At 46.3% G+C, this 26600-nt stretch carries 18 protein-coding genes, 6 tRNA genes, 3 rRNA genes and 1 pseudogene; 13 read left to right on the top strand and 15 right to left on the bottom strand.

Going from position 1 to position 26600, the window contains the following annotated elements:
• Positions 1-223: 223 nt before the first annotated feature.
• The 6 genes from BCU07_RS16415 to BCU07_RS16390 all read left to right on the top strand — a co-directional run bounded on the left by BCU07_RS16415 (position 224) and on the right by BCU07_RS16390 (position 6495).
• Positions 224-1516 carry an extracellular solute-binding protein gene (locus BCU07_RS16415; protein ID WP_017064900.1) on the top strand — a complete coding sequence of 431 codons (1293 nt, stop codon included), beginning with the start codon at positions 224-226 and terminating at the stop codon, positions 1514-1516.
• Positions 1517-1758: 242 nt separating this feature from the next.
• Positions 1759-2640, top strand: coding sequence for an ABC transporter permease subunit (locus BCU07_RS16410; RefSeq protein WP_102321062.1), 882 nt, complete (start codon positions 1759-1761; stop codon positions 2638-2640).
• 38 nt (positions 2641-2678) lie between these two features.
• Positions 2679-3521: a sn-glycerol-3-phosphate ABC transporter permease UgpE gene (gene ugpE / locus BCU07_RS16405; RefSeq protein WP_017060566.1), complete on the top strand. Its 843-nt coding sequence runs from the start codon at positions 2679-2681 to the stop codon at positions 3519-3521.
• Positions 3511-4821 (top strand): sn-glycerol-3-phosphate ABC transporter ATP-binding protein UgpC, encoded by a 1311-nt coding sequence (ugpC, locus tag BCU07_RS16400; RefSeq protein WP_102428762.1) that lies wholly within the window; start codon positions 3511-3513, stop codon positions 4819-4821. Before ugpE ends, ugpC begins: the two co-directional genes overlap by 11 nt.
• 56 nt (positions 4822-4877) lie before the next feature.
• Positions 4878-5597, top strand: coding sequence for a glycerophosphodiester phosphodiesterase family protein (locus BCU07_RS16395; protein WP_102428761.1), 720 nt, complete (start codon positions 4878-4880; stop codon positions 5595-5597).
• Positions 5598-5757: 160 nt separating this feature from the next.
• Positions 5758-6495 (top strand): sulfite exporter TauE/SafE family protein, encoded by a 738-nt coding sequence (locus tag BCU07_RS16390; RefSeq protein ID WP_102321065.1) that lies wholly within the window; start codon positions 5758-5760, stop codon positions 6493-6495.
• Between the two features lie 104 nt (positions 6496-6599).
• Here the strand turns inward: BCU07_RS16390 and BCU07_RS16385 are convergent, their stop codons facing one another.
• Both BCU07_RS16385 and BCU07_RS16380 read right to left on the bottom strand, forming a co-directional pair.
• The gene (locus BCU07_RS16385; protein WP_017064906.1) at positions 6600-7373 is read right to left on the bottom strand and encodes a L,D-transpeptidase family protein; all 774 of its coding nucleotides are present in this window, start codon (positions 7371-7373) and stop codon (positions 6600-6602) included.
• A gap of 2 nt (positions 7374-7375) precedes the next feature.
• A complete protein-coding gene (locus tag BCU07_RS16380) occupies positions 7376-7858 on the bottom strand; it encodes a GNAT family N-acetyltransferase (protein ID WP_065584882.1) in 483 nt (160 codons plus the stop codon).
• 219 nt (positions 7859-8077) lie between these two features.
• Between BCU07_RS16380 and BCU07_RS16375 the strand changes: the two genes are divergently transcribed.
• From BCU07_RS16375 to grxB, 3 genes are all read left to right on the top strand, one after another.
• Entirely contained in the window at positions 8078-9058 is a 981-nt protein-coding gene (locus BCU07_RS16375) for a Gfo/Idh/MocA family protein (protein ID WP_017060561.1), read from the top strand.
• A gap of 164 nt (positions 9059-9222) precedes the next feature.
• A complete protein-coding gene (locus BCU07_RS16370; RefSeq protein ID WP_004733064.1) occupies positions 9223-9381 on the top strand; it encodes a hypothetical protein in 159 nt (52 codons plus the stop codon).
• Between the two features lie 347 nt (positions 9382-9728).
• Entirely contained in the window at positions 9729-10361 is a 633-nt protein-coding gene (gene grxB / locus BCU07_RS16365) for a glutaredoxin 2 (RefSeq protein WP_102428760.1), read from the top strand.
• Between the two features lie 159 nt (positions 10362-10520).
• Here grxB and BCU07_RS16360 read toward each other — a convergent pair whose 3' ends face one another.
• Entirely contained in the window at positions 10521-11354 is an 834-nt protein-coding gene (locus BCU07_RS16360) for a pyruvate, water dikinase regulatory protein (RefSeq protein ID WP_017060559.1), read from the bottom strand.
• Positions 11355-11532: 178 nt separating this feature from the next.
• Here BCU07_RS16360 and ppsA point away from each other — a divergent pair, with 178 nt between their 5' ends.
• Complete coding sequence (gene ppsA, locus BCU07_RS16355; protein ID WP_102428759.1) at positions 11533-13905, top strand: phosphoenolpyruvate synthase; 2373 nt, start codon at positions 11533-11535, stop codon at positions 13903-13905.
• A gap of 83 nt (positions 13906-13988) precedes the next feature.
• On the opposite strand, the gene BCU07_RS16350 is transcribed toward ppsA, so the two are convergent.
• The gene (locus tag BCU07_RS16350; RefSeq protein WP_017079564.1) at positions 13989-14780 is read right to left on the bottom strand and encodes a hypothetical protein; all 792 of its coding nucleotides are present in this window, start codon (positions 14778-14780) and stop codon (positions 13989-13991) included.
• Between the two features lie 66 nt (positions 14781-14846).
• On the bottom strand, positions 14847-16202 hold the full coding sequence (locus tag BCU07_RS16345; RefSeq protein WP_017060556.1) for a serine hydrolase domain-containing protein: 1356 nt from the start codon (positions 16200-16202) through the stop codon (positions 14847-14849).
• A gap of 92 nt (positions 16203-16294) precedes the next feature.
• Here BCU07_RS16345 and BCU07_RS16340 point away from each other — a divergent pair, with 92 nt between their 5' ends.
• Complete coding sequence (locus tag BCU07_RS16340) at positions 16295-17269, top strand: helix-turn-helix domain-containing protein (protein ID WP_017064911.1); 975 nt, start codon at positions 16295-16297, stop codon at positions 17267-17269.
• A 262-nt stretch (positions 17270-17531) separates the two neighbouring features.
• On the top strand, positions 17532-18866 hold the full coding sequence (locus tag BCU07_RS16335; RefSeq protein WP_102321071.1) for an MATE family efflux transporter: 1335 nt from the start codon (positions 17532-17534) through the stop codon (positions 18864-18866).
• A gap of 108 nt (positions 18867-18974) precedes the next feature.
• On the opposite strand, the gene BCU07_RS16330 is transcribed toward BCU07_RS16335, so the two are convergent.
• Positions 18975-19208 (bottom strand): phosphonate metabolism protein, encoded by a 234-nt coding sequence (locus BCU07_RS16330; RefSeq protein WP_010428389.1) that lies wholly within the window; start codon positions 19206-19208, stop codon positions 18975-18977.
• 153 nt (positions 19209-19361) lie between these two features.
• Here BCU07_RS16330 and BCU07_RS16325 point away from each other — a divergent pair.
• Positions 19362-20335, top strand: a pseudogene (locus tag BCU07_RS16325) (IS630 family transposase).
• A gap of 206 nt (positions 20336-20541) precedes the next feature.
• Here BCU07_RS16325 and BCU07_RS16320 read toward each other — a convergent pair.
• The 9 genes from BCU07_RS16320 to BCU07_RS16280 form a co-directional block, all read right to left on the bottom strand.
• Positions 20542-20632, bottom strand: a tRNA-Ser gene (locus tag BCU07_RS16320).
• Positions 20633-20739: 107 nt separating this feature from the next.
• A 5S ribosomal RNA gene (rrf, locus tag BCU07_RS16315) occupies positions 20740-20855 on the bottom strand.
• A 136-nt stretch (positions 20856-20991) separates the two neighbouring features.
• Positions 20992-23885 (bottom strand): 23S ribosomal RNA (locus BCU07_RS16310).
• A 376-nt stretch (positions 23886-24261) separates the two neighbouring features.
• A tRNA-Val gene (locus tag BCU07_RS16305) sits at positions 24262-24337 on the bottom strand.
• 32 nt (positions 24338-24369) lie between these two features.
• A tRNA-Ala gene (locus tag BCU07_RS16300) sits at positions 24370-24445 on the bottom strand.
• A gap of 25 nt (positions 24446-24470) precedes the next feature.
• Positions 24471-24546: transfer RNA gene (locus BCU07_RS16295), tRNA-Val, on the bottom strand.
• A 25-nt stretch (positions 24547-24571) separates the two neighbouring features.
• Positions 24572-24647, bottom strand: a tRNA-Lys gene (locus BCU07_RS16290).
• Positions 24648-24667: 20 nt separating this feature from the next.
• Positions 24668-24743, bottom strand: a tRNA-Glu gene (locus tag BCU07_RS16285).
• A 122-nt stretch (positions 24744-24865) separates the two neighbouring features.
• Positions 24866-26420, bottom strand: a 16S ribosomal RNA gene (locus BCU07_RS16280).
• Together the 16S, 23S and 5S rRNA genes with 6 tRNA genes alongside form the textbook arrangement of a ribosomal RNA operon.
• Between the last annotated feature and the right edge of the window lie 180 nt (positions 26421-26600).

Here is a 26600-nt window from a genome sequence, read left to right as displayed (position 1 = left end):
GTTGTCCAATAAAACGTCTTAAAAACCGAACATGTTCAACATCAAAACCATCAATAACTTTTCTCTTAAATAAAATCGAAACGAATCTTTCATATCAGTGAAACGGTTTAGCCACGTAAGTGAAATATTGCCTGTTCAAGATAGCTTCAAACGACACCCCTACCGTCTCGTTAACACTCTAATCCAATACCTCGATATCGATTTCATCCAAAAGGAAACGAAGATGAATAAGCTAATTTTGGCAGGCGTTCTTTCCGCAACAGCGGCAATGCCAGCGTTCGCAACGACTCAAGTCACTTGGTGGCACGCAATGGGCGGCCAGCTTGGAGAAACAGTAAACAAAATTGCGACCGACTTTAATGCGTCACAAGATGATTACGAGATCACGCCAATCTACAAAGGTTCATACACAGAGACCTTAACAGCCGGTATCGCGGCATACCGAGCAGGTGAAGCACCCAATATTCTGCAAGTCTTCGATGCAGGCGCAGCAACCATCATGAACGCGAAAGACGTCGCGAAACCGGTACAGGATATTCTGGTTGAGTCGGGTTACAACTTTAATTCAAACGACTACCTAGCGGGCGTTCGTAACTTCTATGCCGACAACCAAGGCAAGATGGTTGGTATGCCTTTCAACAGTTCGACACCGGTTCTTTACTACAACAAAGATCTTCTCGCGGAAGTGGGTGCAGACGCGCCTAAAACTTATGAAGAACTAGAAGTGGTCGCTAAGAAACTGAAGGCTGAAGGACACATCGCGTTTTCTCAATCTCTGACGCCGTGGATCATGTTCGAGAACTTTAAGTCTCGCCACAACCTGCCAGTCGCAGATCAAAACAACGGCTACGATGGCTTGTCCACTAAGATCATGTTCAACACCAAAGACATGATGATGCACGTTAGCAAGATGAAAGAGTGGTCAGATCTAGGTTACTACAAGTATTACGGCAGCGACTGGGATGCAAACCAAACCCCTTTCGAGCGCCAAGAAGTGGCGATGTGGATGGGTTCTTCAGGCTCATTCGGTGGCTTACGTAATCGCGTACCTTTCGAACTCGGCACCACATACCTTCCATACTGGAAATCGGTTAACCCAGACGCAGGCTTAACCTTCATTGGCGGTGCTGCTCTGTTTGCACTCAATGGCCATGACCAACAGCAAGACAAAGGTGTAGCAGCGTTCTTTGATTACCTGACGAAGCCTGAAACTCAAGTCTACTGGCACAAAACCACTGGTTATGTACCTGTAACAACGGCTGCCTATGAGCTAGCGAAAGAGTCTGGCTACTACAACGAACAACCAGATGCAGAAGTGGGCGTTAAGCAGCTAAGCCTAAAATCGGGCGAATGGACTAAAGGTTACCGCTTAGGTTACTACCCTCAAATTCGTGAAGTGATGCATCGTGAATTCGACAATATCTTCGCCGACCGCTCTAGCGTCGAGAACAGCCTAGATAAAGTCGAAGATGAGAGCAGCAAACTGCTGAAACGCTTCGCTCGTACGATGAACTAATTTGGCTTTTTAACCAAAGTAGATTACTGAGCTAAAGGCTTAACAAACCAAAGCCGTTCATTGCTCCTCACCACTTGTCACTGCGTCGTTAAAAACGTAATGGCAAGGAGTGAGGAGATTCTTCACTAGCGCCATTTCTTGCTCCAAAAACTACAACTCAACTGGATGCATTCCTTTGCTATAGCGCTAGTGCTCACCGTAACTAACAGTGATAACAGTCACTAATTTTTGGGGATTACCCTGTGGAACGACGTCAGCAATTCTTTCACTCTCCGCTGCCTTACCTATTTTTGGCGCCTCAGATACTCATCATTGCAGTTTTCTTTATCTACCCAGCAGCAAAGGCAGTTTACCTGTCCTTCATGCTAGAAGACCCTTGGGGCACCTCTTCCATCTTCGTGTGGTTCGAAAACTATCAGATGCTATTCGAATCGAGCGAGTATCTGAACTCGATTGGCTTCACATTAATGTTCGCAATCGTGGTCTCTTTCTTATCGCTTGCCTTAGCGCTGCTGCTCGCGGTTAAAGCCGACAACATCATTCACGGACAAGGCGCTTACAAGGTCACTCTTACTTGGGTTTACGCGGTTGCTCCTGCGATTGCAGGCGTAATCGGTGCTTTCTTGTTTAACCCACACATTGGCGTGTTTACCGAGATATTTGCGGTTATAGGCTGGGACTTTAGCTTCCAAACCGACCCTTTAGATGCCACGTTTGCTCTGATTTTGGTTTCGGTTTGGAAACAGGTTTCGGTGAATTTCATCTACTTTCTGGCTGGGCTTCAATCGATCTCTTACGCCGTAAAAGAAGCAGCGATGCTGGATTGTATCAGTGACTCGAAACGTTTCTGGACCATCACTTTCCCACTACTCGCGCCAACTGGATTTTTCCTACTGGTCATCAACCTCACCTACTCCTTCTTTGAAACCTTTGGCGTAATCGACACCATGACCAATGGAGGCCCGGGGGGCGGCACAACGTCGTTGGTGTACAAGGTGTATCGAGATGGTTTTGTTGGCGCAGATTTAGGCGGCAGCTCCGCACAATCTGTTGTGCTGTTACTGCTGGTCCTCACTCTTACATTTATCCAGTTTCGCGTTGTAGAAAAGCGCGTCCATTACTAGCCTCTCACCGCTAGGATTTAACGCGACAGGAGTTATTTATGAAAAGTAATAAGGTCTCAGACCACCTAATTTTAATTGCAGGGATGCTGTTTATGTTGGTCCCTATCTGGCTAATCTTTGCCAGCTCGACGCATAATCCGAACACCATTGTCAGCGAAGGCCTGCAATGGCTACCGGGCGATAACTTTACGGCTATTTATAGCGAAGCTTGGAACAAAAGTATGGGCTTCAGTGGCGAAGTCACCGCCAGTAAAATGATCGCCAACTCAATGATCATGGGGCTAGGTTTTGCGATCGGTAAGATCATCATTTCGATGATGGCGGCGTATGCTTTGGTCTACTTCAGACTGCCTTATGCTACAGCTTGGTTCTGGTTGATCTTCGTGACGCTTTTGCTGCCATTAGAAGTGCGCATTATCCCTTCCTATGAAGTTGTCGCAGGGCTTGGGCTGCTTAATAGCTACACAGGTTTAATTCTGCCTTTGATCGCCTCAGCCACCGCGACGTTCTTTTTTAGGCAGTTCTTCAAAACCATCCCCGATGAATTGTTAGAAGCCGCACAGTTAGATAACGCAGGTCCATTTCGATTCTTTGTCGATATCTTGCTGCCTCTATCTAAAACCATGATCGCCGCAATCTTCATCATCATGTTTGTGGTGGGTTGGAACCAATATCTGTGGCCAATCATGATGACCACGGACGAAGGCTACAACACCATCGTGATGGGCATCAAACAAGTACTCAACAACATCAATGAAACCAGTTTACCGCGCTACGACTATGTTTTTGCCATGGTGATTTTAGCGATGTTGCCACCCGTTTTAGTGGTGGTTGTATTTCAGCGTTGGTTTGTAAAAGGGCTAGTAGAAAGTGAAAAATAATAACGACAAAAATCAAATGAACGATAACCGCATTCAATCACTCGCTGAGTACAAGATGTCTCACCTGCATTCTCACCAAGCTATCCACAAAAATACAGAGGACACCCCGATGCCAAAGTTAAAACAAACGTTAGCGCACACCCAAGCCACTCACAACCATACGCACAAAGCACCTACCATGTTAGGCATCAAAAACTTAGTAAAGACTTATGAGAACGGTCATCGTGCAGTGAAAGATGTCTCGCTTGATATCGAAAAGGGTGAATTTCTTGTGTTGGTTGGCCCATCGGGTTGCGGCAAGTCTTCTATCCTACGTTCAATAGCGGGGCTGGAAAGTATCTCTGGCGGAGAGATTCACTTAAGTGGCCGCCGTGTTGATAACGAAAAGCCAGCTCAACGAGATATCGCAATTGTCTTTCAAAATTACGCACTCTACCCTCACATGACGGTATACAAAAACCTCGCTTATGGTTTAAAGAACCGAGGTGTCAGCCAACACGTAATTGAAGAGAAGATTGAGAAAGTCGCCAAGACACTAAAGATCGAAGAATACCTAGATCGCAAGCCAGCCAAGCTTTCGGGTGGTCAGCGCCAGCGCGTTGCTATGGGACGAGCGATTGTACGCGACCCTCAACTGTTCCTGTTTGACGAGCCTTTGTCTAACCTAGATGCCTCATTGCGCGCTCACATGAGGTTAGAAATCAAAAAGCTACAACGCGAGCTAGGCGTAACCAGTGTTTACGTGACTCATGACCAAGTCGAAGCCATGACACTGGCAGATAGAATCGTGGTTCTCAACAAAGGTCAGATAGAACAAGTCGGCACACCAAGAGAAGTTTACCACCAGCCTGCCAGTATCTTTGTGGCAAGCTTTATTGGCAGCCCCGCGATGAACTTCCTTACTGCCACGCTCGATGATGGCTATCTTGAAATCGGTGATCAACAAATGTACCTGCCAGAGTACGCGCACGTTAAGAACGCGACTATCACGCTTGGCATTCGCCCTGAACACTCTGAGGTTTGTTCCGAATTAAAAATGAACACCTTGCCTCTCGAACTGCGTATCAGTGTGGTTGAGCCATTGGGGCCGAATCAATTGGTTCATGGCCTGGTGAACGACCAACCCTTTATCGCCGTCACGCCAGAAACGACACTATGCCAAGTACTGCCGCTCGGATTAAGCATTGATAAATCTAACCTGCATATTTTTGACAGTCGTGGAAAGCGTATTCAGCCGAATAACTTTACTTCACAAGAGTCACGCGAAGAGACGACAAGCATAACGACGGCCCTCGCTTAATCGAGTACACTGATATTTAATGCGTTTTTACGGTGCGTCTTTAAGAAGGATTAATTATGTCGTCTATCATCGTAGGTCATCGGGGTGTAGCAGGTACTCACCCAGAAAATACCAAAGCAAGCATTGAACAAGCCGCTAAACTCGGCTTGAAATGGATTGAAGTAGATATTCAGCCAACTCAGGATGATCAACTTGTGGTTTGTCACGACCACACCCTTGAGCGCTGCAGCGATGGCAAGGGGCGTGTCGACGAACACACCCTTGCAGAACTGCGTCAGCTTGATTTTGGCAGTTGGAAGTCTGAGCAGTTCGCAGGTGAAAGAATATTAACGTTGGAAGAGTTGCTCGCGCTTGCTGAACAGCATGATCTCAGCATGAATTTAGAGATCAAAGTCGACAGTCGACATCAAGCGCCTCATGTCGTTGATTTGCTGCATACCGAGTTGATTCGTTCAAATCTAGACACCGACAGAGTTCTGCTTTCAAGTTTCAGCCATCAAGTCGTTTCTGAAATGGCTCGTCACCTGCCGAGATACCGCGTAGGTCTGATCACAGAGCAACTGACTCAAGCCGACTTGATGTTGATTGACGAGGTTAAAGCGTTCAGCTGTCACATGAACTACGAGCATGTGAATCAGAGCGATCTTGATACACTCAGTGAAGCAAACATCCAAACATGGTGCTACACAGTAAACGATCCGTCTCACTTCAAATTCATCTCAAAAGTAGATGCCGTATTCACTGATTTTCCGAATCAATTTACCTCTATAAATTGACCAAACAAATACCGCAAAAACAACCCCGAGAGACTTTAAAATTAACTCTCGGGAAACCTTAAAATTAGGTAGCAAACACAAGTGAGTAGGAGTACATTCCGCTACTCACTTGGTTTCATTAGCTCGCTCTATACAGACAGCTTCATTGGTTACTTAATTTATGGATCTCATTTTTAGTCCAACCTTCCCAATTTTGGGTGCAATCTTCATTTTCGCCGCTATTGTTCGTGGCTTCTCAGGTTTCGGTTTCACCTTAGTGGCATTGCCATTAAGTGCGTTATTCGTGCCTGTTATCGAACTGGTTCCTGTCTTCATGTTGATCGATCTCCTAGGCAATGTTCAATTACTGCCTAAAGTTCGAAAGCACGTTAACTGGCGCTGGGTTTTAAAGGTGTTTATCCCTTGTTTTGCCTTCACACCAGTCGGCCTACTTCTGCTTAAATCCGTTAGCCAAGACACGATCATCTTGATCATCAGTGCCTTCATTTTTGCGTCTGCACTTATGATCTACAAAGGTTTCCAGTACAAAAGCGAACCTAGATTTACTCCCTATATTCTAGGAAGCCTTGCGGGTGTAATGAACGGCGCGGCTTCGATGTCAGGGCCTCCAATTGGCACTCATGCATTAGCAAGCCCAGTCGGTCCGCACATTGCCAGAGCAGGCCTGATAGCCTTCTTTGTATTGGCTGATTCCACTGCGTTTGTTTCGGCATCTATCGCTGGGTTAGTCGACCGCGATGTAGTTTGGCTGACTCTCGCGCTTCTACCAAGCAGCATGTTTGGCGGTTATGTGGGTTCTAAACTGTTCGAAAGATTTGGTGGAGCGAAGTTTAAGCCAGTCACCATTGCATTGCTGATTGTGATTGCAATATTCAGTGCAGGTCGAGTCTTACTGTAACGGCTTTAGCGTTTAATTTTGGACGTTGCTTTTACGAATTGGTTTCGCGAATTGATTGCGCTAATTGACTGCGGAAAGTGATTAAGAAAACTGGGTACCAATGACTACCATTCGATATGGATAGGGGTACCCATTTTTACAAGTTGGAGAAACTCATCCATATCTTGATTGGTTAACGCGATACAGCCATCCGTCCAATCAAAACTTTGAATAAAGCTCGGCGAACGACGCTCGCCGTTTTTGATGCCATGGATTTTGATGTTTCCTCCAGGATCTACATCATTTTGCTCTGCCCATTGCATATCCGAAGGTTGCGGATAGTTAATATGTACTGAGCGATAAAAGTCCGACTCTTCCATCACATAATCGAGCTGGTATTCCCCTTCCGGCGTTCGGTTGTCCCCTTCAAAGCGTTTATGCCCTTTCGGTTGTTTGCCTAGCGCAATACGAAACTCCTGAATCACCTCTTCACCTTTTAGCAGATACATCCTACGTTTCGATTTATCGACTTTAACTAACGTAACCACTTGCGACAGCGAATCTATCTCAGATGCGCTATCCGGTACGTTGTAAAACTGTCGAGAGGAACTTTGAGGTGGACGTTTCGATGACCCTTGAGAAAACTGAGCTACCTTTTCATCAGGGCTACTGTTAAGAACATCATCCACAATAATCACATGCTCGGAGTTTGAGCTCGTGGAAGAGGTTGAGTTAGATGAAGACGTTGAGACACGTTGAGAATGAGCCGGTGCAGACTCGAATACGATGGTTTCGATAGCGGTCGCGTCAGAGACTATTTTCTCGACCACGACTTGCTCAGCATTCGCGTTCGAAGCCACAAACAGTAAACACAGTGATAAAGGCAGAAACAGACGCACCTTTAGATCTCCTCAAAACGCATGGACATGGTTCGTGACTGAGTTTCCATTCCTAACGACTCATAGAAACCCTGAGCTTGTTGGTTAAACTCCATTACCTCCAACCTAAGTTCAATCGCTCCTCTCGCCTGCGCCCATTGATTAAAAGACTTCATTAACGCTCGACCAGCACCTTGGCTCTGAACCTGATCGTTCACCACAATCGTATTGACCCTTGCCACCTTGTGCGGCTGAATAAAACTGACGCCTTTGTTCTGCGTTACCTTACCCGCTAAAAAGCCAACGACTTGCTTGTCGTCTACTGCAACCAAGAAAGCGCCAAGTGGGTCAAGCATCAAACCTAACCAATACTCTTCACTGTCGGCCAAGCCTTGTGACGCTGGTGCAAATACCATAGGCGCACCAAGATGATGTTGACGGTTTATCTGCTCAGAGAGCGCTAAGATCGCGTTAATATCAGTTACCTTGGCCGTCCGGATTTGCATATCATCACCTTGTTTAAATTCAATAACACCTTAGCAAAAATGGCTTAGTTGTGCACCGTTACACTGGTCAACTCAGACGCTCTGTGAAGGCTGAACATTAATATTAGGCACTATGTTTAGGGAAATTGTTCCGTAAATCTCAGGCACATTACCAGCCGTTGAGTGCTACTATCTCTGCAGAATCAATATACTAACGACGACTAACGACTGGATACCTATATGATTAAGTTTGCTGTAATTGGAACCAATTGGATTACACAAAAGTTTGTTCAAGCTGCGCACGAATCTCAATCGATGCAACTTGCTGCGGTTTACTCTCGAAATCTAGACAGCGCGGCACAGTTCGCCCAAGAATTTGACGTTGAAACCACGTATGACTCACTCGACGCATTGGCCAATGACAACACTGTAGAAGCCGTGTACATCGCTTCCCCTAACTCACTGCATTGCGAGCAATCTATCTTCATGATGGAACACGGCAAGCATGTTATCTGTGAAAAGCCGGTTGCATCAAATATTGATGAAGCAACACGCATGTTCGAAGTCGCTGAGAAAAACGGTGTGGTGCTGTTTGAGGCGTATAAATCTCAATTCCTACCGAACTTTAAGCAAGTTCAACTTGGGTTAGAAAAGATTGGCAAGGTACATAAAGCACACATCAACTACTGCCAGTATTCATCGCGCTACCAAAAATACCTAAACGGCGAGAACCCAAATACCTTCAACCCAGCTTTTTCTAACGGCTCATTGGTCGATATTGGCTTTTACTGTGTTGCCGCGACAGTCGCGCTATTTGGCAAACCTGAAAACGCACAGGCTTCTGCAAAGCTACTTGATTCAGGTGTCGATGCTCATGGCTGTGCGATCTTCCAATACCCTGAGTTTGATGTGACCCTTGCGCACTCCAAAGTCAGCGACTCTTACGCGCCAAGCGAGATCCAAGGTGAATTAGGGGCGATCATCATCGATCACATCGCTGAATGTACTGACGTTAAGATCCGCTACCGCGATGGCACGGTAGAAAACCTTACTCAAGCACAAAGCGAAAACTCCATGAGTTACGAAGCGCAGGCCTTTGCTAGCTGCATTGCTGGCGACAACGCAACACAAGCGCAGGCCCAACTGCGCGCTTTAACGGTTGCGAAGTTAATTACAGAGATGCGCCAACAAGTTGGTGTAGTGTATCCAGCGGATAAATAACGTCACAGCGTAAGTTAACAAACTGATTTTTAATACATAATTATTTATACATAACTGAATTTAATCTTTACGACAAATAACCGGATTAGTTGATTGAGGTCCCATCTGTTTAAATCCGCGTTCGATATCTATCGTATTTATTTAATTTATTGAAGGTGTGTAAAGTGTTTTCAGTTGATGATCGCGTTGTAGCAACAAAAGGTGTTGAACTAGGTGAAATGGTAGTAACTGGCCTAAGTGCTGGTGGCGGCTACGTTCACGTTACAACGGTAGAAGGCGCAATGACGCTTACTTACCCAGCGCAAGATCTTAAAAAAGCATAGTTTAACCACTCTGCCCTTTTAGTAGTCACTCTACTAAAGGTAACAAAATTGAGGCTTTGGCTGACTTCACTCTTCTGCATTAGAGTAAGCAGCCAGAGCCTTTTTTATGCCCGTCATTTACCCACCAGCTTTCTAATTAGCTTACTCGTTACAATAAAACCGCACTCAACTGACAATAGAATTAGGCAACGAGTTTCTACACTAGGTGCTTATTCTCATCGTTCTCTTGATATTCCCGTGCACTTAATCGCAGTGAATAGTTCTTGTTAACAAAGGCTTATTGTCTGCGAAAGTTTCTGGTACATTAGCATCATCTTATACTAAGAATGACCCGAATGAGGGAAGCTATGAAGCTTTACATTTACGATCACTGCCCTTTCTGTGCAAGAGTCTCCTACATTGCTCAATCGCTAGGCTTGAACATTGAGCTTGTTTCTGTCGATTATGATGATGCCCAAACCCTTATCGATCTGATCGGTAAAAAGATGGTACCCGTCTTCCAAAAAGACGATGGCTCTATCATGGCAGAGAGCCTAGATATCATCGCGTACTTCATGGACTTGAAATCAAGCGATGAGCAGCGTGTGCCATCTGAGCAAGTGACTGTGTTCCAAACTCGCGCATTCCCTCTTACTCAACAGATTGGACGCCCACGTTGGTGGAACCTCGACTTGGCTGAATATCGCTCTGCTGGAGCCAAAGAAGCTTGGCGTGCCAGTAAAGAGACCGAAGGTTTTAACTTTGAAGAACTGTTAGAAAAGACGCCTCAGTTCGTTCAACTGATTAACCCATTACTGAAAGATGCCGAACTCTTACTGGATCTAGAGAATGGTGAGTCATCACTGCCTCTAGTCGATCAAGCGGTGTATTTCTCGATGCTTCGTGGCTTTTGCGTAGAACCAAGCATCACATGGCCACCAGCACTTGAACGCTGGTTAGAAAAGAAAAGTGAAACGCTAAAGCTGTCTTTACTTCGCTAGAAAGCTATCTCGATTAAGAAAGCAAGCTCTGATTAAGAAAACAAGCTCTGACTCGCAAGCGACTACAACGAGCACAAACAAAAAATCGAAGCTCTCAGGTGTAAACTGCGAGCTTCGATTTTCTTTTATCTGGCCATTCTATTTCTCTAAGGCTTTGTCTTACAGCAGACGCCTTCTCAAACCTGTTCGCTCCAAGATTCGTGTCGAAATTTCTTCAACCGATAGTGAAGAGGTGTTGATGTAAGGTATCGCTTCTCGACGGAACATCGCCTCTACCGTTTGCAATTCATACAAACATTGTGAGTCACTGGCGTATTCGCTGCCTGCTAAGCGGTTCTCACGAATTTCAGTGAGCCTTTCTGCATCAATGGTCAAACCAAACAGCTTATGTCGGTAAATCTCAAACTCTGGCAACAGCTTTAAGCGTGCCAAGTCATCGTGGATAAATGGGTAGTTTGCTACGCGTAAGCCAAACTGCATCGCCATATACAAACTTGTTGGTGTTTTGCCACTTCGAGAAACACCCAACAAGATGATGTCGGCTTCTTCCAGCCCTTTTAGCGTGATGCCATCATCATGCGCGAGCGTGTACTCAATCGCAGCAATACGGTCGAAATACTTCACCGAGTCCTTGTTTACACTGCGTGAGCGCTGCAACTTAGGAACAGGCGCCATCTGAATGTCATCCTGTACTTTCTGCACGATGCTCTCTAACACGTCATAACAGTGCGCGGGCGCTTCTAGCAATTTGGTTTTGATATCAGGTATCACAATCGAAAAGAACACTAGCGGTTCTAATCCGGTATCACGATACGAAATTTCAATCTCTTTTAATAAATCAGAAAGTTTGTCCTCACTTTCCACAAACGGAAAGGTTTTTTCATTGGCTTTAAAAGGGAATTGACCTAGAACAACATGCCCTAAAGTCTCACATGTTATGGCCGTTCCATCAGAAACATAGAATACATCACGACTTTGAATATCAATTTGCATTTTTTATTTAATGTTTAAAATTATTTTGAGTAGGATGGTAACCATAATATAGATAATAAAACCCTGCTGACTATTACGTCCCCCACAGCTTTAGAAAATAATTTACATTTTTTTAAACTGACACGTAATCGTTTGCCTTTAAATCCCTACAATGCTTGCTATGTTTCTGGAGAAATAAATGCAAAATAATACCCTATGGTTCAATGGCCTATCCATGGAAGATGTCGACAAAGTCGGCGGTAAGAACGCCTCACTGGGCGAGATGGTTTCTAACCTGTCCAATGCTGGTGTTTCTGTACCTAATGGTTTTGCTACCACCTCTTATGCGTTTAACGACTTTCTTGACTACAAAGGTCTTGATGAGCGCATCCACCAACTACTTGATGAACTTGATGTTGAAGACGTTGACGCACTGCGTAAGACAGGTGCAACGATTCGACAATGGGTTCTAGACGCACCCTTCCCAGAATCACTAGAGCAAGACATCCGTGATAACTACCGCGAGCTAATCGAAGACAACGAAGAATTGTCTGTAGCTGTGCGTTCATCTGCAACCGCAGAAGACCTTCCAGATGCTTCATTCGCAGGCCAGCAAGAAACCTTCCTTAACGTGAAAGGCATCGACGCGGTACTCGAAGCAACCAAGCACGTTTACGCGTCACTCTTTAACGACCGCGCTATCTCTTACCGTGTACACCAAGGCTTTGACCACCGTGGCATTTCATTGTCTGCGGGTATCCAGCGCATGGTTCGCTCAGACAAAGCCTCTTCAGGTGTGATGTTCACGCTTGATACTGAGTCTGGCTTCGACCAAGTGGTATTCATCACCTCTTCTTGGGGCTTGGGTGAAATGGTTGTACAGGGCGCAGTGAACCCAGACGAGTTCTACGTTCACAAGCCAATGTTAGAAGCGGGTCACTACCCAATCGTTAAAAAGACGTTTGGTTCTAAGTTGATCAAGATGATCTACTCGACCAATCAAGAAATCGGCAAGCAAGTCGATATCATCGACACCGACACTCAAGAGCGTAACGAGTTCTCATTGAACGATGAAGAGATCAAAGAACTAGCGAAACAAGCGATGATCATCGAGAAGCACTACCAACGTCCGATGGACATTGAGTGGGCGAAAGATGGCATCGACGGCAAGCTTTACATCGTTCAGGCTCGCCCAGAAACCGTATGTTCTCAAAGCGACCAAAACGTTATCGAGCGTTACGAGCTAAACAACAAGGCTGATGTCTTGGTTGAAGGCCGTGCTATCGGTCAACGTATCGGTTCTGGCCCTGTTCGCTTGGTTGATTCTCTAGACCAGATGTCACTGGTTCAAGAAGGCGACGTACTAGTAACAGACATGACAGACCCAGACTGGGAACCTGTGATGAAGAAAGCGTCCGCGATTGTGACTAACCGTGGTGGCCGTACTTGTCACGCAGCAATCATTGCTCGTGAGCTAGGCATTCCTGCGATTGTTGGTTGTGGTACTGCGACAAGCAGCCTAAATGATGGCGACACCGTGACAGTGTCATGTTCAGAAGGTGAAACGGGCTACGTTTACAATGGCGAACTCGACTTTGAAATCAAACGTTCTGAGGTTGATGAGCTACCAATGCTGCCAACCAAAGTAATGATGAACGTGGGTAACCCAGATCGTGCCTTCGACTTTGCTCAAATCCCGAACGAAGGTGTTGGCCTGGCTCGCCTTGAATTCATCATCAACAAGATGATCGGTATTCACCCTAAAGCTCTGCTGAACTTCGATGAGCAAACGGATGAGATCAAAGCAGAAATCAACCAACGCATTCGTGGCTACAAAGATCCAATCGATTTTTACGTAAGCAAGCTAACAGAAGGCATCGCGACTATCGCTTCTGCATTCTGGCCTAAGCGTGTGATCGTACGTATGTCTGACTTCAAGTCGAACGAGTACAGCAACCTTGTTGGAGGTAAAACGTTTGAACCACATGAAGAGAACCCAATGCTGGGCTTCCGTGGTGCATCTCGTTACATCTCTCCAGTATTTGAAGACTGTTTCGAGCTTGAAACTCAAGCGCTAAAACGTGTTCGTAACGAGATGGGACTGAAGAACGTTGAAATCATGATCCCATTCGTTCGTACTCCGAGCGAAGCGGCATCGGTTATCGATATTCTGGCTAAGTTTAACCTACGTCGTGGCGACCAAGGTCTGAAAGTCATCATGATGTGTGAGCTTCCATCGAATGCGATATTGGCTGATGAGTTCTTGAAGTACTTCGATGGCTTCTCTATCGGTTCAAACGACATGACACAGCTGACACTTGGCCTAGACCGAGATTCAGGCGATGTTGCGCACTTATTTGACGAGCGTAATCCTGCAGTTAAAGCGATGCTGAAAATGGCTATCGATGCAGCGGCGAAAGCGGGTAAGTACGTCGGTATTTGTGGCCAAGGCCCATCAGACCATGACGACCTAGCCGAGTGGTTAATGGAACAAGGCATCAGCTCTGTTTCACTAAACCCAGATACGGTTATCGACACGTGGTTGAAGCTAGGTAACGTTACGAATAAGTAACGCTTCACGCGGTACCTAAACGACAAAAGCCAGTCACGTTGACTGGCTTTTTTAGGTTCTTTGCAAATTAGCTGGCTAGAGCGCTAGAAGTAGTATCTCACACCAACCCAAGCCTCGGTTTGCCAACCATTCGGCATTGACACACCTTTCACATCAACATCCGCTTTGGTAATGTCATAGCGCGTATTCAACCACCAAGTTCTTGCAGTGTTCATCGGCACATTTAACGATGTTTTAAATGAGAAGTTTTGCATGTCGATATCATCACCAGAAAGATCCTGCCACTCAGGAACTAAAGACACATAAGCGCCAGAATCACCAAGATGCTTCGCAGTAATCAAACCAAGCGAGTATCCCGTTAAATCATCTTTAGATGAAGTGACACCCGGGATCTCCATGCTACCTGTCATCAGTCCTGCTCTTGGAAACACAAGGAATCCACCGGTATAAGCTGGGTTAATCGCAACAACACCGCCAACCGACAATAAGTCATTTTTAATACTGTTGCGCGTATTAATATAATCTAATGAAAGACCCACTTTAGGCGTAGCTTTCGTCCCCGTTTCAAAGACGTGGAAGTACTGGATTCTAGAGTTGCTATACTCTGTACCGAATTTGTCTGGATCGCGAAGCGCTGTGTTGCTTTCATCGACAAACGTCCCTTCGGCCAGTAGGGCAAACTGTTGACCGTTTTCTAAACCGCCAGAAACTTGCCCTTGAAACTGGATATCTGAACTACCATTCAACATCAATGCTGCTTGAGTATAAACTTTAGTGACATCAGCAGGATCGATAACACGTTCGGAATCTGAATCGGCATATGCAGGAAGGGCTAGACCTAAACTCAACGGGATTAATAGAGCAAATTTTTTCATTATATCTCTCGAAAGTCGTTTGCTTCCTCCTTGAAGCCTGGAACATCCTGTTAGGTAATAAATAGATTACTTGTCAGCAAGTAGTTTTGCCGCTGAACGCATTAGTGCTGGGCCTTTATTCTCACCAAAACCTGAGTGGTATGGGTTGGTTGAGAACATCACACCCACAAAGTCACGTGCAGGATCGATGTAAATAAATTGGCCTAGGTTGCCACTTTTCGACATTGCACCGTCATTGAAAATGAAATCAAATTGGTATGCGTTGTAGTCTGCTTTTTCGTTGTATGCGTGCAGTGAACTGCTCTCTTTGCTAGTACCTACGAATGCTTTTGGATCACCGCCGTTGCGGATACGATCAATCACAGCTTGTGACACCACTGGCTCATCAGCCACCGCTTTCCAGCTAGGTGTAAATAGTGTTCCCCAGCGAGCCATGTCTTCTACCGTTGATGAAACCAAGCCAACCGCGATCGCCATGCCATCTGGCGTCAAGTTGAATTGCATTGGTTGACGTGCGTGCACTTTTGACCAAACACGATCTTCGAATACTTGAGTCCAAGTTTTGTTCTCAACGTTTTCAACTAACTTAGTCAGCACCATGGTGTTGATAGATGCGTAACGGAAATGGTCACCGGCTTTTTCACCTTCCAGTTTCTGTGCACCTTGAGCCACTTCCATCCAAGTTTCCATTTCACCCGTTTTTGCACGAGGTGAGTTAAACGATGCCGCAAAGAAACGCACCACATCAGAGTCTGGGTTCAAGATAGACTCTAATGTCTCTTCATTGTCTAGCGCGGTCGACATGTTCAGAACTTGGTGTACTGTGATGCCATCCCAGTTCGTTCCTTTCAATTCAGAAACATACTCAGCGATCTCTTTTTCAGGGTCGACTTTGCCCTCTTCCACTAACATTGCGATCACTGTGCCAACCGTCGTTTTTGCTGTAGATGCCCAAACGTGCGTATCTGTCGGCTTCATACCTGGGTAAGCTTCGTAAACGATCTCCCCTTTGTGAATCAACATAAAGCCTTGGGTACGGAACTGTTCATCCGCCAAGTACTCATCCATTGTCAACTGACCTTTGCTTTCAGTATCAACTTTCAGTGCAGCGAGTCGTGGGTCGATATTTTTGACTAAAGGCTTGTACTCTTCGTTTGGAGCCGCCAGTGCCGTTGGTAGAAACTCACTCATGTGCATGTTGTAGTAAACGCTGTGGTCGCCGCCCATCTGCCAATGAAAGTTATTGAATAACTCACGAGCTGAGTCAGTAAAACTTGGGGTAAATGCTGTGCTCGCCTCTTTCACGGTCAAGGTAACTTGAGCACCTTCAACTTTCAGAGCTTCTTCAACTGGGTTTGCTGCAAGAGCAAATGATGATGGGGTCGCTAACGATACTAGAACGGCAATGTGTTTAAGTTTCATAATTGTTCTCCTGTTTGGGTTAGGAAAAGTATAGGGAGATGCGCTACACTTAATTAGGTCACTTGATGACATTTAATGGTAGGCACAAAACAATGAAAGCATCATCGAACACCACCAGCATACTGCTCACTTCGACCAGTAACATTGCTCCATATATTCAGTATTGTGACAAACATAGACTGGATTGGCGCACCGTCGCCGTTGCGTGCGGTCTACCCATTGAACTGACACAATCCAATCAATGGCTTCCTACACAAGACGTGATTCGCTTCATTCATGGCCTTGAGCGTAAGTTTGGCTATTCGATAGGGATTGAGGTTGGACGTAAGGCCTCTCTAGAGCAATTGTCACCTGAGCTAGACCGAAAAATTGAACAATGCACTTCTCTCGAGCAAGCGGTACGCTGCTTGATTACTGAAATATCGACCTTAAGTAATCACGTCACCATATGGACGGAAAAAAGCGATGGATTGTGGTGGCTGTGTCATCGAAGTTGCTATCACCCATCGACCTCAGGTTTTGAACAAGCAGAATGGTTTCGCGCCCTGACCGTGATTAGCCTATGCCGTAAGTTCATTGACAGTCGCTGGCAACCATCACACGCCAAGTTGGTCTCTAAGCACAACAGCGCACGTAAATTACCTAAGCATTTCTTTGATTCTGATATTCAGTTTGAAGAGCAATACGGTGCGTTCTCGATTCCGCTGCCCGATGATTATCGTGCCATTTCAGAACGAAATAGTACCCAAGATTGGCATCACGCTGTCGAGATATTAATAGACACCTATGCGACTCTACCTTGGTTCAATATTGAGTGGTTTGCGACCATGCTCGGCATGACAAAACGAACGCTGCAGAGAAACCTGAAGAGCAAAAACATTCTCTTTAAACAAGCCAAAGAACAAGTTCGGGAAGCTAAAGCAAAACAGCTACTTGAAGAGACCAACCTTTCTGTTCAAGACATCAGTTGGCAAGTGGGTTACAGCGACTTGAGTAATTTCAATCGTGCATTCAAAGGTTGGGTTGGAGTCACGCCACCAAGTTATCGGGATAAAGCGAAACATTAGAAATAGTCGAATGGAAAACCTTTAGACCCAATCCGCTAATATAAAACTCAGAAACAAGATACGACACCTTAAATTTCAATAAGCGAACGCATAAAGTTGCATTGCACAATGCTCACATACCGATGAAACTGTGCAAAGGTAATATCGATAGATTTAATGACATTTATTGGTATCGAGCTAACGTTACGTTATCCTTTACGCAATTCTTCATTGAGTGGATTATCACTACGACAAACCTACCTTCAAGACTGATAAGAGTGTTATGAATTCTACGACCGCAACTCCCTCGCCTTCTCTTGGCCGACAACTCTATACAATGACATGGCCAATGCTGTTTGGGGTGCTCTCCCTGATGAGCTTCCAACTTGTAGACAGTGCTTTTATTGGCCAGTTAGGCGTACTGCCGCTCGCGGTTCAAGGCTTCACGCTACCAATTCAAATGATCATTATCGGGATTCAAGTCGGACTAGGCATCGCGACAACGGCTGTGATCGCGAGAGCTATTGGGGCTAACGAGATACGCTATGCCAAACAGCTCGGCGGATTAGTCGTTGCGATGGGCAGTGTGAGTGTCGCGCTGTTCTCGGTCATCATCTATCTGTTGCGTGGTCCTATTTTACAACTCCTCGATGCACCACCGACGGTACTGCCGATCATTGATTATTACTGGATCTATTGGCTGGTAAGCTCTTGGACAGGCGCACTGCTCTACTTTTTCTACAGTGTGTGTCGTGCCAATGGTAATACCATGCTGCCCGGTTCGATGATGATCGCGACCAGCATCATCAACTTGATATTGGACCCGATTTTCATATTCACGCTCGACATGGGCATCAACGGAGCCGCGATTGCGACCATCTTGGCGTTCGGTGCGGGTATCTTTATCGTTGCTCCTAAGGTAACTAAGAAGCATTGGATGACATTCGACTGGCACGATCTTGATATCGGCAAGAGTATTCGTTCTATAGGAAACATCATGGGGCCTGCGATGATCAGTCAGCTACTGCCACCAGTCTCTTCGATGCTCGCCACCAAACTGCTTGCAGGCTACGGCACAGCAGCCGTTGCAGCTTGGGCGCTAGGTTCACGTTTTGAGTTCTTTTCGATTGTTGCAGTGCTTGCTCTGACTATGTCGATGCCACCTATGATTGGCCGAATGTTGGGAGAAAAGAACCTAGGGAACATACGTAGTCTTGTGAAGATTGCCGTGATGTTTGTATTAGGATTCCAATTGGTGATCGCACTGGTAACTTGGGTGTTCTCTGGCGGGTTGGCAAATCTCATGACCAGCGAAGACGAAGTCTCGACCATTTTGAACTACCACTTACTTATCGTTCCTATCAGTTTAGGGCCGTTGGGTATCTGTATGCTGATGGTTTCTATCTCGAATGCGCTTGGTAAGTCTTATACTGCCTTAACGATATCAGCACTGCGCCTGTTCGCCTTCTTCTTGCCTTGCTTGTGGATTGGTTCGCAGCTTGCTGGTATTGAAGGCCTGTTCTGGGGTGCCATGGTGGGTAATGTGCTTGCCGGTACATGTGCTTGGTTTATGTACCAACGCGCACTTGGGCAAGTCGAGGCTAAGCTTTCTAATTAATCAGTTAGCGAACTAAACGGCTTGCCAGCTAAACCGCTATAAAGTTATTAAACGAAAAAGCAGCCACTTAGGCTGCTTTTTTAGTTTCAGACTTAAAATATATTGGGGTTAGACTTGCTCAAAGTAAGCCAAAAACTCACCGCAATCTTTTTGGAATGGTGGCAATATTTCTGCTAGTGTTTCATCATCCCAATGCCACCATTCAAAGCTTTCTAATCGCTCGGCATAGCTAGGAGCATCAAACCGAGGACGCAGTTGCCAAACGCAATCGAGTATGGCGGTACGCCTTAAGCAGCGGTTGCCAACGAAAACAATCAAGCAGTTCAGGCCCTGCATCAACATAAATGAGTTAATCATTCCATTGTATCAAAGTACTTCACCAGCCTAAAACTGCAGTACTTCAGTTTCATTCGGGACCATTTTAAAAGGAAGTTATACCAATTAAAGTAAAAATGTGATCTAATTAAGATTGATGAATTATTGTGAAATTTAGCCATGGATAGCCTTAATAACACTGACTTCAAAAAGCTTGCGAGCCAGCAAAAAACCATTCAGATGAAGATGCGTTTACTTGCGCTCGCACACTTTAAAGACGGCCTCTCTCGTACACAAATTGCAAAATCTCTCAAAGTCAGTCGAACCAGTGTCAATAAATGGGTTCGGATTTTTTTTGAAGAAGGCCTAGAAGGACTTCAAGAAAAACCTCGGACTGGTAGGCCTGCATACCTCACCGATGAGCAGCGGGCTCAACTCAGTGCCTTCATAAAAAAAGAAGCTGAATCACCTTCTGGTGGCCGCCTTGTTGGAAGCGATATACATGACTACATCGTTAAACACTTTGACAAGCACTACCACCCTAATTCCATCTATTATCTCCTCGACCACATGGGTTTTTCTTGGATAACTTCTCGTTCCAAACACCCTAAACAATCACAGCAAATACAAGACGATTTTAAAAAAATTCCAAATCGAAACGATCCTTAAGATCCCCGGCCATATTGGGCTAGAGAGTGTTGATGTCTGGTTTCAAGACGAAGCTAGGTTTGGTCAGCAGAACACAACAACACGTCTTTGGGCTACTCGTGGAACGAGACCTCGCGTAGTAAAACAGCAGCAATTTGAATACGCTTATTTGTTTGGCTCAGTGTGCCCATCGAGAGCAGATATCTAAAGTCACAGAAAAAGACCGTCATTCAGTGGTAATAATGGATGGCGCAGGATGGCATACCGATGATATTGCTAACCCATTTGATAATGTCAGTATTATCAAATTGCCGCCATACTCACCAGAGCTTAACCCTATAGAGCAAGTGTGGAGTTGGTTAAGGCAACACTATCTAGCAAACCAAAACTTCATTGATTATAACGATATTGTTTCGAAGGTCTGTAGCGCTTGGAATGGATTTCTTGAGTGCAAAGATCGCGTCACAAAAGTGTGTACAAGAGATTGGATTGACCTGATCAGTTAATTTTCCGGATTGGTATTAGAAGAGAGAATTTAAACTCTTTGGGATAACCGCTGCTACGCAGTGAAAGTGGGGTGGCGATGCGTGTGTAGTATACGCTATTTGGAAGTCTCAATAAGTACATCTGTGCTACCTTTCTGTGCGAGATGATTTTCGAGGCTTTAGATACGAAAAAACCGCTGTAAAAACAGCGATTTAATCTTTAAGAGTGGTGGAGGGATAGGGATTTGAACCCTAGAACCGCTATTAACGGTTGCCGGTTTTCAAGACCGGTGCTTTCGACCACTCAGCCATCCCTCCAACAAATTGTCATCAACAGATTAGTACACTGTTGAGGTTGTTATTTGCTAATGCAAGTAACGATACCTTTTGTCTTCAGCTTTCAAAAAAGTGAAAATAAATTTGGAGCCTGGCGATGTCCTACTCTCACATGGGGAAGCCCCACACTACCATCGGCGCTATTGTGTTTCACTTCTGAGTTCGGCATGGAATCAGGTGGGTCCACAATGCTATGGTCGCCAAGCAAATTTTGCTTTTACTTTCAGCTTTTTTAAAAACTGAAGGCAAAATAATCTGGAAAACTGATTTAAAAGTCTATCTCTTCAAACTCATTCAAGGTCTGGTCTTTCTTTGAGTCCACAAAACCCCTTGGGTGTTGTATGGTTAAGCCTCACGGGCAATTAGTACAGGTTAGCTCAATGCCTCGCAGCACTTACACACCCTGCCTATCAACGTCGTAGTCTACGACAACCCTTTAGGACGCTTATAGCGCCAGGGAAAACTCATCTCAAGGCTCGCTTCCCGCTTAGATGCTTTCAGCGGTTATCGATTCCGAACTTAGCTACCGGGCAATGCCATTGGCATGACAACCCGAACACCAGAGGTTCGTCCACTCCGGTCCTCTCGTACTAGGAGCAGCCCCTTTCAATTTTCCAACGCCCACGGCAGATAGGGACCGAACTGTCTCACGACGTTCTAAACCCAGCTCGCGTACCACTTTAAATGGCGAACAGCCATACCCTTGGGACCGACTTCAGCCCCAGGATGTGATGAGCCGACATCGAGGTGCCAAACACCGCCGTCGATATGAACTCTTGGGCGGTATCAGCCTGTTATCCCCGGAGTACCTTTTATCCGTTGAGCGATGGCCCTTCCATTCAGAACCACCGGATCACTATGACCTGCTTTCGCACCTGCTCGAATTGTCATTCTCGCAGTCAAGCGGGCTTATGCCATTGCACTAACCACACGATGTCCAACCGTGTTTAGCCCACCTTCGTGCTCCTCCGTTACTCTTTGGGAGGAGACCGCCCCAGTCAAACTACCCACCAGGCACTGTCCGTAATCCCGATTCAGGGACCAACGTTAGAACATCAAAACTACAAGGGTGGTATTTCAAGGACGACTCCACCACATCTAGCGACGCGGTTTCATAGTCTCCCACCTATCCTACACATGTAGGTTCAATGTTCAGTGCCAAGCTGTAGTAAAGGTTCACGGGGTCTTTCCGTCTAGCCGCGGGTACACTGCATCTTCACAGCGATTTCAATTTCACTGAGTCTCGGGTGGAGACAGCGTGGCCATCATTACGCCATTCGTGCAGGTCGGAACTTACCCGACAAGGAATTTCGCTACCTTAGGACCGTTATAGTTACGGCCGCCGTTTACCGGGGCTTCGATCAAGAGCTTCGACCGAAGTCTAACCCCATCAATTAACCTTCCGGCACCGGGCAGGCGTCACACCGTATACGTCATCTTACGATTTTGCACAGTGCTGTGTTTTTAATAAACAGTTGCAGCCACCTGGTATCTGCGACTCTCGTCTGCTCCATCCGCAAGGGACTTCACTGATAAGAGCGTACCTTCTCCCGAAGTTACGGTACCATTTTGCCTAGTTCCTTCACCCGAGTTCTCTCAAGCGCCTTGGTATTCTCTACCCGACCACCTGTGTCGGTTTGGGGTACGATTCCTTACAATCTGAAGCTTAGAGGCTTTTCCTGGAAGCATGGCATCAATGACTTCACTACCGTAGTAGCTCGACATCGTATCTCAGCGTTAGTAGCGGTCCGGATTTACCTAAACCACCCGCCTACGTACTTGAACCTGGACAACCGTCGCCAGGCCCACCTAGCCTTCTCCGTCCCCCCATCGCAATTGTAAGAAGTACGGGAATATTAACCCGTTTCCCATCGACTACGCCTTTCGGCCTCGCCTTAGGAGTCGACTTACCCTGCCCCGATTAACGTTGGACAGGAACCCTTGGTCTTCCGGCGAGGGAGTTTTTCACTCCCTTTATCGTTACTCATGTCAGCATTCGCACTTCTGATACCTCCAGCAGCCCTTACAGACCACCTTCAACGGCTTACAGAACGCTCCCCTACCCCACATACCCTAAGGTACGTAGCCGCAGCTTCGGTGTATAGCTTAGCCCCGTTACATCTTCCGCGCAGGCCGACTCGACCAGTGAGCTATTACGCTTTCTTTAAATGATGGCTGCTTCTAAGCCAACATCCTGGCTGTCTGAGCCTTCCCACATCGTTTCCCACTTAGCTATACTTTGGGACCTTAGCTGGCGGTCTGGGTTGTTTCCCTCTCCACGACGGACGTTAGCACCCGCCGTGTGTCTCCCGGATAGTACTTACTGGTATTCGGAGTTTGCAAAGGGTTGGTAAGTCGGGATGACCCCCTAGCCTTAACAGTGCTCTACCCCCAGTAGTATTCGTCCGAGGCGCTACCTAAATAGCTTTCGGGGAGAACCAGCTATCTCCAGGTTTGATTGGCCTTTCACCCCTAGCCACAAGTCATCCGCTAATTTTTCAACATTAGTCGGTTCGGTCCTCCAGTTGATGTTACTCAACCTTCAACCTGCCCATGGCTAGATCACCTGGTTTCGGGTCTAATCCTAGCAACTGTACGCCCAGTTAAGACTCGGTTTCCCTACGGCTCCCCTAAACGGTTAACCTTGCTACTAAAATTAAGTCGCTGACCCATTATACAAAAGGTACGCAGTCACACCACGAAGGTGCTCCTACTGCTTGTACGTACACGGTTTCAGGTTCTATTTCACTCCCCTCACAGGGGTTCTTTTCGCCTTTCCCTCACGGTACTGGTTCACTATCGGTCAGTCAGTAGTATTTAGCCTTGGAGGATGGTCCCCCCATATTCAGACAGGATATCACGTGTCCCGCCCTACTCGTTTTCACTGATTATGATGTGTCGGTTACGGGGCTATCACCCTTTACTGCGAGACTTTCCAGACTCTTCACCTGCATCATTAAAAGCTTAAGGGCTAATCCAATTTCGCTCGCCGCTACTTTCGGAATCTCGGTTGATTTCTCTTCCTCGGGGTACTTAGATGTTTCAGTTCCCCCGGTTTGCCTCCTGTTGCTATGTATTCACAACAGGATACTTACTTATGTAAGTGGGTTTCCCCATTCAGGAATCCCAGACTCAAAAGGTTATTACTACCTAATCTGGGCTTATCGCAAGTTATTACGCCTTTCATCGCCTCTGACTGCCAAGGCATCCACCGTGTACGCTTAGTCACTTAACCATACAACCCGAAAGGGTCTTGTGTATGATACAAATTTGCTTTCACTTTTAAAAAGTGAAGACAAAAAGCAACCAAGGTTTTTGGTTGTCATTAAGAAGGGTTAATTCTCAATGACTGTTTGCCGGACTCAATTGTGATTCAAACAAGTTTGAATCGAATACAAGACACTTGAATGTGTTTGTTGTGTTTATACCGTTCTTATTAAATAAGAGCAGATAAACATTGAGAACTTTTAAATTTGATTGAATTACTCGTAAGTAATCAATCAGTCAGCTTTCCAAATTGTTAAAGAGCAAGAGTTTTTAAAGCATTAAACTTTCAAAACCATTTTTAAATACACTCAGCTTTCTATTACTAAGAAAAATGTGCTTAAAGATGGTGGGCGATACCGGGCTCGAACCAGTGACCCCCTGCTTGTAAGGCAGGTGCTCTCCCAACTGAGCTAATCGCCCATGATAGTTTTGATTCCCTCATGGAGAAAGAATGGTGGAGCTATGCGGGATCGAACCGCAGACCTCCTGCGTGCAAGGCAGGCGCTCTCCCAGCTGAGCTATAGCCCCATATTTTTATTTCCTTGGGAGGAAATGGTGGGCGATACCGGGCTCGAACCAGTGACCCCCTGCTTGTAAGGCAGGTGCTCTCCCAACTGAGCTAATCGCCCCAAATTTTATTTCCTTGGGAGGAAATGGTGGGTCGTGCAGGATTCGAACCTGCGACCAATTGATTAAAAGTCAACTGCTCTACCAACTGAGCTAACGACCCTTTTTACTTCTTGAAGGAAGTGGTATCCCGTAGGGGAGTCGAACCCCTGTTACCGCCGTGAAAGGGCGGTGTCCTAGGCCTCTAGACGAACGGGACACTGCAATTTATCTCTACTTTAAAAGCAGAAACAAACTTTGAAGAACCTTGGGAGTTCTTCATCTCTTTTTCTTTTTAAACCTAATCAATCTGTGTGGACACTTATCGTGAGTATCTTCGTATAAGGAGGTGATCCAGCCCCAGGTTCCCCTAGGGCTACCTTGTTACGACTTCACCCCAGTCATGAACCACAAAGTGGTGAGCGTCCTCCCCGAAAGGTTAAACTACCCACTTCTTTTGCAGCCCACTCCCATGGTGTGACGGGCGGTGTGTACAAGGCCCGGGAACGTATTCACCGTGACATTCTGATTCACGATTACTAGCGATTCCGACTTCATGGAGTCGAGTTGCAGACTCCAATCCGGACTACGACGCACTTTTTGGGATTCGCTCACTATCGCTAGCTTGCTGCCCTCTGTATGCGCCATTGTAGCACGTGTGTAGCCCTACTCGTAAGGGCCATGATGACTTGACGTCGTCCCCACCTTCCTCCGGTTTATCACCGGCAGTCTCCCTGGAGTTCCCGACATTACTCGCTGGCAAACAAGGATAAGGGTTGCGCTCGTTGCGGGACTTAACCCAACATTTCACAACACGAGCTGACGACAGCCATGCAGCACCTGTCTCAGAGCTCCCGAAGGCACTCCTGCGTCTCCGCTGGATTCTCTGGATGTCAAGAGTAGGTAAGGTTCTTCGCGTTGCATCGAATTAAACCACATGCTCCACCGCTTGTGCGGGCCCCCGTCAATTCATTTGAGTTTTAATCTTGCGACCGTACTCCCCAGGCGGTCTACTTAACGCGTTAGCTCCGAAAGCCACGGCTCAAGGCCACAACCTCCAAGTAGACATCGTTTACGGCGTGGACTACCAGGGTATCTAATCCTGTTTGCTCCCCACGCTTTCGCATCTGAGTGTCAGTATCTGTCCAGGGGGCCGCCTTCGCCACTGGTATTCCTTCAGATCTCTACGCATTTCACCGCTACACCTGAAATTCTACCCCCCTCTACAGTACTCTAGTTCACCAGTTTCAAATGCAGTTCCGAGGTTGAGCCCCGGGCTTTCACATCTGACTTAATGAACCACCTGCATGCGCTTTACGCCCAGTAATTCCGATTAACGCTCGCACCCTCCGTATTACCGCGGCTGCTGGCACGGAGTTAGCCGGTGCTTCTTCTGTTGCTAACGTCAAGAGATAGCGCTATTAACACTATCCCCTTCCTCACAACTGAAAGTACTTTACAACCCGAAGGCCTTCTTCATACACGCGGCATGGCTGCATCAGGCTTTCGCCCATTGTGCAATATTCCCCACTGCTGCCTCCCGTAGGAGTCTGGACCGTGTCTCAGTTCCAGTGTGGCTGATCATCCTCTCAGACCAGCTAGGGATCGTCGCCTTGGTGAGCCATTACCTCACCAACTAGCTAATCCCACCTAGGCATATCTTGACGCGAGAGGCCCGAAGGTCCCCCTCTTTGGCCCGTAGGCATTATGCGGTATTAGCCATCGTTTCCAATGGTTATCCCCCACATCAAGGCAATTTCCTAGGCATTACTCACCCGTCCGCCGCTCGACGCCCTTAACGTTCCCCGAAGGTTCAGTTAAGTCGTTTCCGCTCGACTTGCATGTGTTAGGCCTGCCGCCAGCGTTCAATCTGAGCCATGATCAAACTCTTCAATTTAAAGTTTTGATTACCTAAATTAATAGGTGTGACTCAACGAATACTGACTTCAAAACTAATATTTACCGAAGTAAACATGTAATTTTAAAGCTATTACCCCTCTCTTCTTAAATAAATAGGAACAGAATGGTAATGAATTGACTGTGCCAAGTCTTAAGACTTGATTGGTCACTCTGTTCA

Source organism: Vibrio sp. 10N.261.54.E10 (assembly GCF_002877735.2).
Lineage (GTDB): Bacteria > Pseudomonadota > Gammaproteobacteria > Enterobacterales > Vibrionaceae > Vibrio > Vibrio crassostreae_C.
The sequence above is the reverse complement of the archived record's forward strand: the minus strand, read 5'-3'. Positions and strand labels throughout refer to the sequence as shown.